The sequence below is a fragment of the Mesorhizobium sp. ArgA1 genome, from assembly GCF_053714375.1.
This window is the reverse complement of record NZ_JBSKBQ010000031.1, coordinates 17,114-28,502: the sequence shown is the minus strand read 5'-3', so window position 1 is coordinate 28,502 and position 11,389 is coordinate 17,114. Positions and strand designations below refer to the sequence as shown.

At 60.0% G+C, this 11,389-nt stretch carries 8 protein-coding genes and 4 pseudogenes; 4 read left to right on the top strand and 8 right to left on the bottom strand.

Annotated elements, in window-relative coordinates:
- Positions 1–117 precede the first annotated feature (117 nt).
- A pseudogene (locus ACWGTI_RS30380) lies at positions 118–731 on the top strand (sulfite exporter TauE/SafE family protein); the annotation flags it as partial.
- Positions 732–944: 213 nt separating this feature from the next.
- On the opposite strand, the gene ACWGTI_RS30375 reads toward ACWGTI_RS30380, so the two are convergent.
- A complete protein-coding gene (locus tag ACWGTI_RS30375; RefSeq protein WP_454577965.1) occupies positions 945–1,073 on the bottom strand; it encodes a hypothetical protein in 129 nt (42 codons plus the stop codon).
- Between the two features lie 17 nt (positions 1,074–1,090).
- On the bottom strand, positions 1,091–1,585 hold the full coding sequence (locus tag ACWGTI_RS30370) for a hypothetical protein (RefSeq protein ID WP_454590423.1): 495 nt from the start codon (positions 1,583–1,585) through the stop codon (positions 1,091–1,093).
- A gap of 74 nt (positions 1,586–1,659) precedes the next feature.
- Between ACWGTI_RS30370 and ACWGTI_RS30365 the strand changes: the two are divergent.
- Positions 1,660–2,753, top strand: a pseudogene (locus ACWGTI_RS30365) (IS256 family transposase); the annotation flags it as partial.
- 130 nt (positions 2,754–2,883) lie between these two features.
- On the opposite strand, the gene scpB reads toward ACWGTI_RS30365, so the two are convergent.
- Together scpB and ACWGTI_RS30355 are read right to left on the bottom strand one after the other, a co-directional pair.
- Positions 2,884–3,582: an SMC-Scp complex subunit ScpB gene (gene scpB / locus ACWGTI_RS30360; RefSeq protein WP_454577967.1), complete on the bottom strand. Its 699-nt coding sequence runs from the start codon at positions 3,580–3,582 to the stop codon at positions 2,884–2,886.
- A gap of 2 nt (positions 3,583–3,584) precedes the next feature.
- Positions 3,585–4,553 (bottom strand): DUF1403 family protein, encoded by a 969-nt coding sequence (locus ACWGTI_RS30355; protein WP_454590421.1) that lies wholly within the window; start codon positions 4,551–4,553, stop codon positions 3,585–3,587.
- 578 nt (positions 4,554–5,131) lie between these two features.
- Here ACWGTI_RS30355 and ACWGTI_RS30350 point away from each other — a divergent pair.
- Positions 5,132–6,202, top strand: a pseudogene (locus tag ACWGTI_RS30350) (tyrosine-type recombinase/integrase).
- Between the two features lie 161 nt (positions 6,203–6,363).
- Here the strand turns inward: ACWGTI_RS30350 and ACWGTI_RS30345 are convergent.
- From ACWGTI_RS30345 to repA, 4 genes are all read right to left on the bottom strand, one after another.
- The gene (locus ACWGTI_RS30345; RefSeq protein WP_454577968.1) at positions 6,364–6,564 is read right to left on the bottom strand and encodes a hypothetical protein; all 201 of its coding nucleotides are present in this window, start codon (positions 6,562–6,564) and stop codon (positions 6,364–6,366) included.
- A gap of 80 nt (positions 6,565–6,644) precedes the next feature.
- Positions 6,645–7,844, bottom strand: a complete 1,200-nt coding sequence (repC, locus tag ACWGTI_RS30340) for a plasmid replication protein RepC (RefSeq protein ID WP_454590420.1) — start codon at positions 7,842–7,844, stop codon at positions 6,645–6,647.
- A 167-nt stretch (positions 7,845–8,011) separates the two neighbouring features.
- On the bottom strand, positions 8,012–8,995 hold the full coding sequence (gene repB / locus ACWGTI_RS30335; protein ID WP_454577970.1) for a plasmid partitioning protein RepB: 984 nt from the start codon (positions 8,993–8,995) through the stop codon (positions 8,012–8,014).
- Between the two features lie 78 nt (positions 8,996–9,073).
- Positions 9,074–10,279, bottom strand: coding sequence for a plasmid partitioning protein RepA (gene repA / locus ACWGTI_RS30330; protein ID WP_454577971.1), 1,206 nt, complete (start codon positions 10,277–10,279; stop codon positions 9,074–9,076).
- Between the two features lie 314 nt (positions 10,280–10,593).
- Here repA and ACWGTI_RS30325 point away from each other — a divergent pair.
- Positions 10,594–10,944, top strand: a pseudogene (locus ACWGTI_RS30325) (transposase); the annotation flags it as partial.
- Positions 10,945–11,389: the final 445 nt, after the last annotated feature.

Here is an 11,389-nt window from a genome sequence, read left to right as displayed (position 1 = left end):
CTCCCAGCATGAATGTTGAATCAGAACCGCGATGATTTGGGAATCCCACGACTCCCACAAATCTCATCCCGCTCTAGCGTCATTGCCGCGATCGGCTCGGGCGGACTGGTGGGCTTCATGCTCGGTCTGCTCGGCGGAGGCGGCTCGATCCTCGCCACCCCGCTCCTCCTTTACGTTGTCGGGGTGGCACAGCCGCATATCGCAATCGGAACGGGGGCTCTGGCGGTGTCGGTCAATGCCTTCGTCAACTTCGCATCCCATGCCACAAAGGGCAAGATTTGGTGGCGATGCGCCATGGTCTTCGCTGCTATCGGATCGATCGGCGCGCTCGCCGGATCGTCACTCGGAAAGGCGATGGATGGATCGCAACTACTGTTCCTCTTCGGCGTCGTTATGGTCGCCATCGCGACACTGATACTACGTGGACGTAAGGTCTCGCAAGCCACTCCGCGGCCCGTTGACGCCAAGAGTGCGTGACGACCACCGCTGTCGCACTGGTCTCTGGCCTCGCCTCCGGGTTCTTCGGCATAGGCGGCGGGTTCTTGATCGCGCCCGGTCTGATGGCCGCCACCGGCATGCCTATGATCAGCGCCGTGGGTTCATCGCCCCTGGCGGTCGGAGCGTTCGGATTGGCAACCTCGATCAATTATGCGGCTTCCGGGCTCGTTGATTGGGCATTGGCAGCCCATCTCATCGGCGGCGGCGTGGTTGGTGGCGTCGCGGGCATGTTGCGAAGCAAATTCTGCTCTCGGCCTGATTGGCCGCTTTGGGCCGACTGCGGCCGAAAGCCTTGCCACTTCCAGTCCTGGAATAGGCCTGAACAGAGCTTGACCTAACCCCGCCGATTAGAGAAGCGCCACCGCAGGCGGGATGCGGGCCCCCGGCGAAGGGCGCCGTATGATTGCCGAGCTGAGAATCTTGGCGGCGCGTGGGGTATTCAGCGGTTAATTGGAAAAAAGCTCTTTGTAGCCGGTCGTCATGATCCAGTTCGCCCGGTCGAGGTGGCTGCGGGCGGCTCTGCGAGCGCGTTCCGCTTCAAGTTCAGGATCGATGCGGAGGATCTCCTCCGCCATTTCCTAAGCAGCTTCCATCAATTTGACCAACAAACAGCATCTGTGATTCGGTGCTCACCGTGATTCTCGGGGTGGAGCGATTTCAGCCGCGGCGGTGTCGAGGCATTGAAGGCGACCGTCGCGCCTGGCCCGCCACCGGTGAAGACCGAGGCAGCATTGCGCGTCGTCACCCCTCTGCTCGACGCCCCGTTGCCGACCGGCCCAACTGGACGATCGCGCGCCTCAAGGCTGAGATCGAGGTGCGCGAGGGCGTCAAGATCAGCCGGTCGCAACTGTCCAAGGCCATACAAAAAAACTTCCGCTGGTGGCGACCCCGGCACACGCTGAAAGGCCGCCAGATTGCCGACGAGGTCGAGCGCGTGGGGTTGCGTCTGCAGTTGCGCAAAGCCCAGGCCGAGGCCGGCGACATCGTTCTGCTTTACGGCGACGAGAGTGAGGCGCTGACGAATCCCTATCTGGCGCGGGCATGGGCCAGGCGCGGTGTGGATCTGCGGGTGCCGGCGCCGGGCCAAGCCAAGAAAGTCGCGAGGGACTGTCAGGAATTCTGTGCGCGAGGCCATGATGATGGAAAGGAGAGAACCATCACATGGCTATCGAGAAAGAACTTCTGGACCAGTTGCTTGCCGGGCGCGACCCGAATGAGGTGTTCGCCCGGGACGGGTTGCTCGACGAGCACCTCGAAGATGAACGAACTGAGGGCGGTGCCAATCGCCGCAGGCCATTCGAAGAAGACAGTTTTGACGGGCACGTCGAAGATGACGCTGTCGATCCCGCGCGACCGTGCGGGAAGCTTCGATCCGAAGCTGATCGCCAGGTACCAGCGCCGCTTTCCCGACTTCGACGCCGAGATCGTCTCGATGTATGCGCGCGGCATGAGCGTGCGCGAGATCCGCAGCCATCTGGAGGAGCTCTACAGTCATCGAGGTGTCGCCGGACCTGATCTCGGCCGTCACCGACGCGGTCCTGGAGGAAGTGGCCGAGTGGCAGAACCGGCCGCTCGATGCGGTCTATCCACTCGTCTTCTTCGACGCGATCCGGGTCAAGATCAGGGACGAAGGGTTCGTGCGCAACAAGGCGATCTACATTGCCCTCGGCATCCTGCCCGACGGCGCCAAGGAGATCCTCGGCATCTGGATCGAGCAGACCGAAGGCGCCAAGTTCTGGCTGCGCGTCATGAACGAGCTGAAGAACCGTGGCGTCGCCGACATCCTGATCGCCGTCGTCGACGGCCTCAAGGGCTTCCCCGAGGCGATCGGCGCCGTCTTTCCGCAGACGACCGTCCAGACCTGTATCGTGGACCTGATCCGCCACTCGCTCGAGTTCGTGTCCTGGAAGGACCGCAAGGCCGTCGTGCCGGCGCTTAGGGCAATCTACAGGGCCGCGGACGCCGAAGCCGGCATGAAGGCCCTGGAGGACTTCGAGGCCGGCGGCTGGGGGCAGCGCTATCCGGCGATCACCCAGAGTTGGCGGCGCAACTGGGAGCACGTCGTGCCATTCTTCGCTTATCCCGAGAGCGTGCGCCGCATCATCTATACTACCAATGCTATCGAGGCATTGAACTCCAAGCTGGGTCGCGCCGTTCGAACGCGCGGCCACTTCCCCAATGACGACGCGGCCATGAAACTGCTATATCTGGTGCTCAACCACGCGGCCGAGGAATGGAAACGACCGCCGCGCGAGGGACCTCATGGCGAAAATCGATCTTGCCGTCAGATTGCTCGAGAGGTGACACCCATACAACTGGTTTCCCAATCTTTGAATCGAGCGAGCCCGAGATCGGTTGCCGGATCCTCCGCCGTGGCAAAGCCCTCTATTCGTCCGTGGCCGCGTCAGCATCACTCATGCCGGGGTCCGAAAACCCCGGCATGATGTCGCCCGCGAGCAGCTTCTCTTTCGACAGCAGGCCCGCATCCTCGAGTGCTTCGAAATCCGGCAGCTGGCGCAGCGTGTCGAGCCCGAATTGCGACAGGAAAGTCTTCGTCGTCACATAGGTGTACGGCGCGCCGGGTTGTGGGCTGCGCGGCCCCGAGGCGATCAGCTCCTGCGCCCGCAGCATGCCGATCTGGTCGCGCGAAACCTCCTTGCCGAAGAAGGAAGACAGCTCGCCGCGGGTGATCGGCTGGAAATAGGCAATGCACATCAGCACGAGCGCCTCCGACTGCGACAGCTCTTTTGTACCCTGCCCCGCCGCCGTACCGAATGCGGAACGGATGACGTCGGCAAAGGCTTTTTTGGTCCGGTGCTGCCAGCCGCCGGCGACTGATACCAGCTCATAGGGGCGGCCAGCGAGCTCGGCACGGATGTCGTCGATGATCAGATCGAGATTGCAACTTTTGCCGACGACACGCGCCAGCACCTCGCGCGGCACCGGTTCATTTGCCGCAAAGATCACCGCTTCGACGCGGCCCATCCACTCGCGCCAGCGCAGTTCCGGTGGAAGGTGCTCGAGGTCGGTGTCGAGCAAGGCGGGTTGATCGTTTGGCTTGCGGCGGGCAGACGGTTCGCTCATCGCTAGAGCCCAAACAGACGAAAGGTGGTGCGACCGGACAACTCACGCACGGCATCGAATGTCTGCAGCCGCTCGAAAAGGCGCCGCGCCGCGAAGCGCGACAGGTTTTTCGTCGTCAGCGAGCCGGAGACGGCGTCTTCGTTGAGCAACAAAAAGATCACCTCGCCGGCGCCCTTGGCGCGCAGCTTTGGTGCCACCGCCAGGAGCTTTTCGGCGCGGCGCGACAGCTCGGCGGCCATCCGGCAGGCCTCGGCCGCCGCCGCAACCAGCGCCAGGCACAGCGCCCGCTCAAAGCCTTCTTCTCCCGGCCGGATTCTCTTGCCCCTCGCGTCAGCGGACCGAAATGCCGGACCGAAAACCTGCGCCATCAGCAGCGGCATCGGCTGCGGCCAGCGCAGGCTTTGTGCCACCAACACGTCGGCGAGCCACCAGGCAAAAAGTTCAGCATCTGGCCCCATGGCGACGACCTGACTGGCGAGCGCGGCGGCGGCGAAGGGAGCCGGGCGCTGGGACGCCGCGAGTATTTCGATCTCCGTGCAAAGCGCGGCGAGCCCGGCACCGTCCCAGTGAAGCCCGAGCTGGTCGGCAATCCTGGCCAGCCGGTCGGGGGTGGCGACGGGCGGCTGCAGCGACAACTGCCGCCAGGCGCCGAAAATGGCCCCGGCGGGACCGGGATCGGCGCCGGCCGGGCGCAAGTGCCAGGCGTCGCGCAGAGCGGCCGCGTCCTCGGCGCGGCCGGCCAGCCGCATGCTGGCGGCAGCGCATTTAAGGGCCAGCCGCTGGCGCCAGGCGCCGGCCCAGCTGGCTTGCGCGCGGGCAAGCGTGTCGAGCGCGCCCAGGGCGGCGCCTGCCTGGAAGGCGGCATCGACGTCGCTGAGCGCGCTGCCATGGCCGAGCGCCCAGGCGGGGATCGTCGGCGGCGCGGTCGGAGCGAGGGCCGGGCCGCCGGTGGCTAAATCGAGACGAATCATGGTGTGGAGCGTAAAGAGCCCGTGCGCTTTGCGCCATGGTCTTTGGCTGAAAACGCACAGCCTGTCGTGCGCCAATTATGTCCAATAAGCTTGCTTGTTGGGCGTATGGCGATACACAATCTCCTCACCCTGGTTCGGTGGACTCTCGTCCTTATGGCAGACGAATCTGCCGAGATAGGTGGAATTGAAAAGCTCGCGAGTGTCAATGTCGTTCTGCATGCCACCGGTCGCCAAAACCGCTCGACTTCCCGCGTCCGCCGGTTCGGATTTTAAAGCCGCTCGACCTAATCGGCGGAAAAGCCCGGATGTCAGCCGGCAATCGTTCGATTCGTCGCCTTTTTGCAGCCGAGGCGAAGCAGTCTTCGGACGCCGAAGAGTGGATCGTGGCCTGATGCGCCACGGCCTTCCGCAAATCGGCATCGTCCACAGCGACTTGTCGGGACGCATGACCGCCGCCCTCGCCTTGGTCCACCAAATCAGGGTAAGAATCCACCTAATCGGGGCGCATCCACCGATTTAGGGTGAGCGATGAAATGTTACAACAAAGACATAAAGCCCGCTCATCCAGGAAGGTCACCATGGAAAATCCCCGCGAAACCCCGCCCAAGATCGACGACAAGGCCCCAGATGATGATTTGCCCGACATCGTCGATCTTATCATGGAAGTGGGTCAGGCTTCACGCACGCCGCCCCGTCTCGAACCCCTCGTCGAGACCGCGGCCAGCTCCGAGAACACGCGAGACGCCTACGCCAAAGACTGGCGGCATTTCACCTCCTGGTGCCGTCGGGAAGGCTTCGAGCCCATGCCGCCTTCAAGCCAGGTCATTGCTCTCTATATCGGCGCCTGCGCGGCCGGCGATCCCAAACGCGGCCTCATCTCGCTATCCGTCGCCACCATCGAGCGCCGGCTCTACGGGCTGGCCTGGAACTTCACCCAGCGTGGCGTGCCGATGGATCGCTCCGATGGGCACATTACGACGGTGCTCGCCGGCATTCGCCGAAAGCACGCAAAGCCGCCGCGGCAGAAGCAGGCCGTGCTTGGCGATGACATCAAGGCGATGGTCAATACGCTCGGCCATGATTTGAGAGGTCTGCGCGATCGGGCCATCCTGCTCTTGGGCTTCGCCGGCGGCCTGCGGCGTTCCGAGATCGTCGGGCTCGACGTCGTCCGCGACGATCACAGCGACGGCAATGGCTGGATCGAGATTTTTCCTGGCCAGGGCGTGCTGGTCGCGCTGCGCGGCAAGACCGGACGGCGCGAGGTCGAGGTCGGCCGGGGCGCTTCTGACCAGACCTGCCCCGTCGCTGCCCTCGAGAGCTGGATCCGCTTTGGGCGGATCGCGAGAGGCCCTCTCTTCCGGCGCATCTTCAAGGACAACAAGACCGTCGACGGCGAGCGGCTCTGCGACAAGCATGTCGCGCGCCTGGTCAAGCGGACCGCACTCGCCGCCGGTGTCCGTTCAGATCTTCCGGAAGGAGAACGGGAGTTGCTGTTCTCAGGCCACTCACTGCGCGCCGGCCTAGCCTCCTCGACCGTGGAGAGCCATGCCCAGAAGCAGCTTGGCCATGGCTCTGCCTAAATGACGCGCAAATATCAAAGGCGGCGGGATCGGTTCCGGACCAACCTGACCAAGGCGAGCGAGTTGTAAGGCCGCAAAAGCCCTCCCCTGCTCTCAGTTCGCCGCTGCCGTGCCGGCGTCGGAGGCCCCATCCTCAGTAGACAAAGCACGCAACACACCACCGCCGGCTCTTTTTCCATGATGCGAAGCAAGGTGCGCGCGGCCCAAGTCAGCTGTCTTTTGCCTTGTTCTCATTTCTTGTAGCCGGACGGCCTGGTTCCCAGCACCGTCGCCATCTCGTCCCGGGCAAAATCGAGCTTCTTGCGAATGGCTTTCGCATCGACCATACCGACCTCCACTCCCTGCACTTTGATGCCAGGAACTTCCTTGCCGTGTGAATGAGCCAGAGCCTCCGACATGGCTTGCATCAAATCCACGCCGAATTTTGTCATCTCAACCTGCTCTTGTAAGCTGCCTTGATCGCCGCATGGCACCAAGCTAAGCATGCGCCTCGGTGCCATGCGTCCACATTCTATCCCGTCTTCCTTGCCGTCACGCCATTCGTTCGCAAGGCGGCCATCAGCATCGGCCCCACCGAGAACTGCCCTGCCTGCGCCTTCTCTGTCAGAACGCGCAGATATCCGCCCGCCGAGTTGATGTGCTGCGCGCGCTGCAGGATACAGGCGATCACCACGGCGGCGGTTTCCTGGCCCATCGTATGGCAGGCTTCTTCATAGGCCGACGGTGAGACCCCCAGGTAGCCGCGGACTTGGGCCGCCGTGATCATGAAATCGCGCCAGTTGCCGATCCCGGCGGCCGCATAATCGACCATGTCGGGGCAAGCCTTCAGCACAAGGCCAAGTGGATAACCCCTCGGCTTCCCGTCGGGTTCAGGGTTGGGCTCGGTTCGCGCCGTGCTTTTTTCTAAAGCAGGTTCAAATTCAAAAATAGAGTCGGTGTTTGAATCAGATTGCTGCCGCTCATTGTGAGACTCATTGCCGCTCGGATTCAGGGAATCCATGAAGGATTCCAGCATCATATCCACTTCTTCGCGCAGCGCAGCCAGGTCGGCAAGGATGGGCTCTAGCTCGCGTAGGTCAGCGCGCCGAGGAATTGCCTCCACAATCGCCCTGAACCGTCGCCAGATGGCGCCCCAGTCGCCAGGCGCACGCTCCTCGATCGCCGCGTCGACCAGTTTGTGGATATCTCGGCGCTGGAGTGTGATCCGTTCGCGCATCAGCTTCAGCGCCCTGGTTTCGGCACGAACACGTTCGGCCGCCAAGCGGATCTCCTCGGCACGCACCAGCAGCGGCGCCAGCGAGAAGCCGAAGGCGTCGTCGATTGCGCCGTCCTTCCCCTTGCGGGCGTATCGCTTGCCGTTGGGACTGTCCCTGCGGACAATGAGACCGCAGTCGACCAGAGCTGCCAGATTCCGCCTGAGCGTCGCGCCGGCCATACCATGAGCACGCAACGACAGCTGCGCGTTCGAGGGAAAGACCATCAGCCCATTTTCTTCGCTCAAGTCACTGTCGGGATAGAAGGACAACAACCCATTGAGCACCGCCAGGGCTCGGTCACCAACGCCAAAGATGGTCTTGCCTTCGCAGAGCCAACGATACAACTGCCACTTGTCTGCACTCGCCCCTTCAGGGACCTCGCGGGTGTCATTCCTTGCCTGCAATAACGCAAGCGTCATCGGCCGCCCACCAAAGGGCGTCGTTCCCAGTTCCATTCTCTTCGCCTTCAATCAGGCAAAAGAAATCCGCTCGCCGAAGTTAGCGCTCAACGCTTGACAGTGATTCGTGGAAATGCGATTCTCGGAGTGCTTAAGTTCTGAGAGAGGCTTCCACGGCGCGCCGTTCGGGGGCCTTTTTCTTTTGCGGTTTAGTCTCCGTTTCTCTACTTTTCCGACTTCCTGAACGCCTCGTAGAGGGCGTCCAATTGGCCACTGATGAATTCAGCGAATCGTGGTCCGCTTGCCTCTGAAAAGGCAATGGTTACCTTTTTGCCCTTGTTCTGGATTGCAGCGCTAACTGATTTGTCCGTGGGAACCCAAGCCCTGAGCTTTGCCGTTACCTTCGGATTTTTAGGCTTCTTCGCCGCCTTCAGATTGTTGAGGAGTAGATTGAATTTCTCGTCGCCCTCCCCCGCGCCGAATTCGCTAGTCATGACAAACTCAGTCGCCCTCACTGCATTGGCAGGTACCTGAACGAATTTCTTGAGTTCCTCCCATCGGTCTCGCCCGACACCTTTTGCGGCTCCCACAGCGTCCAGAACAACCTGCGGTACGGTTTCGGCGACTGAGAGCATGCGTGACAAAAGCGAGTCATCGACAGTCAACGCAGATTTGACAGTGTCCTTAGTCATGCCACTGCCAACCAGCTTTCTTGCAAACAATGCCTTTTCAATAAATGAGAGATTGGACCGGGCAGTATTCTCCTGTCCTTGAGCGACTACGTGTTCAATATCGGCCAGCTGTTTGATGATCGCGCGAACTTTGATTCCTAGATCCTTCGCCACTCTCGCGCGTCGGTGGCCGAACACGATCATGTAGCGTGCAGCGACATCAGGATGGGGTCGAACTAATATCGGTGTGGACTGCCCTGAACGACTAATAGCCTCCCTCAGGTCTCGATAATCTTGGTCGTCTTCACCAATTCGATCGGCGACAAACGAACTGTCTAACAGCGCAGGGTCGATGGAGACGATCGTTTCGCCGTCGAGCATACGCAACGAGTTTTCGGCCATTTCATCTAGTGACTGAATCATTGACCTCGATGCGCCACGTCGGGCGTATTCCGACCGAGCTTCCGAGGCAGAATGGCCAGGCCCAGGTTCCACCAACGACGCGGCTACGCTCGCCAGAAGATGTTTTCTAGCCATCGCCACCTCCGGACCATAATACCATCAGCTTGATTTCGAATGACAATTCGGCGTTCTGCACGGCTGTCAAAATATCATTCATTTCCGTCCCCATGCATTATGCACGAGTGATGTGATCTCCGAATTGACCGCGTCCAGGCTTTCCATGGCTCGCTCATAGGTCGAGCGCGTAAATTGGCTCTTCTCCACTTCGTAAAGCGTCTGTTTGGTTATGCCCGCATCGGAGATTGCCGTGGATTTTAGCACCTGGTTTTTGAGCACACGCTTGTTGAATAGAGCTTGAAGGAACCCGACCATCTGAGCTTGTGGACCATCGGTGGGTTCATACCGGGTTACGAGATACCGGAACCACTTCAGTCTCACCGCGGCTCCAGCCCCTTTGATAGATTGCAAAATACCGCCCAACATCAGCAGAAACTGTGACATCGACATAATGTCCAGCATCTGCGGGTGAACGGTAATCAGCACTGATGTGGAGGCAGTAAGCGCCGTGAGAGTCAGATAGCCGAGCTGTGGCGGGCAATCAATGACAACCACGTCGTAGCGATCGTCGACCTCTTTGAGGGCCATCGTAATTCTAGTGAAGAACATTCGCCCTTCAGGATTGTTCTTATTGGAGGCCGCTAGAGGCGTTTCGTACTCGTACTCCTGAAGCTCGAGGTTCGCCGCTACGATATCCAACCCAGGGAAATTCGTGCGCCTAATAACATCCTTGATCGATTTCCGCTCTTCGTCGTATCGGAGAGCTTCATAGAGCGAGGGATTCTTGTCCAGTTCGGGCTGGATGCCGTGAAGCGCGGACAGCGATGCCTGAGGATCAAGATCGATGGCAAGCACGCGATGACCCGTGAGAGCCAGATGCTGTGCGAGATGAGCGGCCGTCGTCGTTTTGCCTGACCCTCCTTTGAAATTTACGACGGAGATTATCTGAAGTGCCTCAGTGCCACGGCGATGGGGCACGTATCGTTTGAAGTCGGCCCGACCATGCTTGTCGAGGTACTGCCGCAACTCCAGCATCTGCTCAGCGGTGTAAGTCCGCCTGCCAGATGTGGTCGTTGAAGGGATCGGTCCCTTGCCTTCGAGATGAAGCTTTTTGATGTGATTTTGGGTAACACCGAGATATTCTGCTACCTCGACAGACGAAAATTGACGCAAGCCTTTTGTTGCGTTCGGTGGGTATTGCTCGAGCCGCAACATGTTCAATTTGTCGGAGATCAGTTCGCCTTGCTCGAGAATCTCCTCGTCAAATTCAAACTCCAACTCACGGTCGAGCATCAAATTCATGGTTGCCAATTTCCGGAATAACGCTTTTCTCAAGCGAATTGTTTTTCAAGCGTGATTAATGCCCGATTCTCTCGCCCCGGCAACATATTTTTTGTTAAAGAGAATTTAACGGCAAATTGCACTCGACCGACTTACGTCCTAGCCGCAGGGTTCAATGAACTCGGATGAGCCCGGGACCTTGGGATCGATGAGCTCTAGGTCGTGTGGCCTCCCAGGCTTCCCACGGCTGAGCAAATCAGATTCATCGCTGTCTTTTGGAGACAACCATGGGTGTTCTCGACCCTCTGATTCTTCGTGACGACTAGTGGGAGCGCATATCGGCGCCCATCATCTGCGATACGCTGACGCGAGGTTCGTCGGGCCGCGACAACCGGTTGTTCGTGGAAGCGGTGCTTTGGATCGTTCGCACTGGCTCTCCCTGGCGCGATCTGCCCGATGCAATCGGAGATTGGAACAGCGTTTTCCACCGGTTCAGCCGGTGAAGCCGTAATAAGGGTGTTTGGTGGCGCATCTTTCGCGGCGATGTCGGATGATCCCGACTATGAGTATCTAATCGTCGAGTCCACCATTATCAGCGCCCACCATGACGCCTCGGGGCCAAAAAAAGGGGATCTGAAGATCAGTCCTTGGCCGGCGCCACGGCCCTGAGCACCAAGATCCAACTTCTCCAGTTCGAGAAGACAGCCCGAAACTACCTTGCCATTGTCCCCATCGCGGCAACCGTCCTTTGGATCAGATAAGTGCCCGCACCACCTAGAGGCGCACGAGGCATCAGATAGTCGTGTGATGGCCGTTATGATATTGATACATAATGACATTCCGCCGATCTGCACGGCTGTCAAAATGAGGGCAGTCAGGGACCAACTTCTTGATCATCCACCGGATCGAGGTTCTTGAGCACCGCGTTCGACTGCGGCATCACCGGGCAGTGGCCAAAAAATAAACTCCAGTCCAATTTCCGTTTTTTCGCAGTGATTTCAAAGGGGGATGGGCGAGCTTGCCGCTCCGTAGAGAAGTTTCAACCGCCTTGACGAGTTGAACGTCGTTGCTGAGCAGCGTTTCGCTGGGATGCCAAAAGTCGGTGTGGCGAAGTCTTCGATCGACGAGCTG

Excerpts from the sequence above, each read along its gene's own strand:
- ACWGTI_RS30375 (WP_454577965.1), bottom strand. The coding sequence starts at position 1,073 with ATGGCGGAGGAGATCCTCCGCATCGATCCTGAACTTGAAGCGGAACGC.
- scpB (WP_454577967.1), bottom strand. The coding sequence starts at position 3,582 with ATGAGCGAACCGTCTGCCCGCCGCAAGCCAAACGATCAACCCGCCTTG.
- ACWGTI_RS30355 (WP_454590421.1), bottom strand. The coding sequence starts at position 4,553 with ATGATTCGTCTCGATTTAGCCACCGGCGGCCCGGCCCTCGCTCCGACC.
- ACWGTI_RS30345 (WP_454577968.1), bottom strand. The coding sequence starts at position 6,564 with ATGACAAAATTCGGCGTGGATTTGATGCAAGCCATGTCGGAGGCTCTG.
- repC (WP_454590420.1), bottom strand. The coding sequence starts at position 7,844 with ATGGAACTGGGAACGACGCCCTTTGGTGGGCGGCCGATGACGCTTGCG.
- repB (WP_454577970.1), bottom strand. The coding sequence starts at position 8,995 with ATGGCTAGAAAACATCTTCTGGCGAGCGTAGCCGCGTCGTTGGTGGAA.
- repA (WP_454577971.1), bottom strand. The coding sequence starts at position 10,279 with ATGAATTTGATGCTCGACCGTGAGTTGGAGTTTGAATTTGACGAGGAG.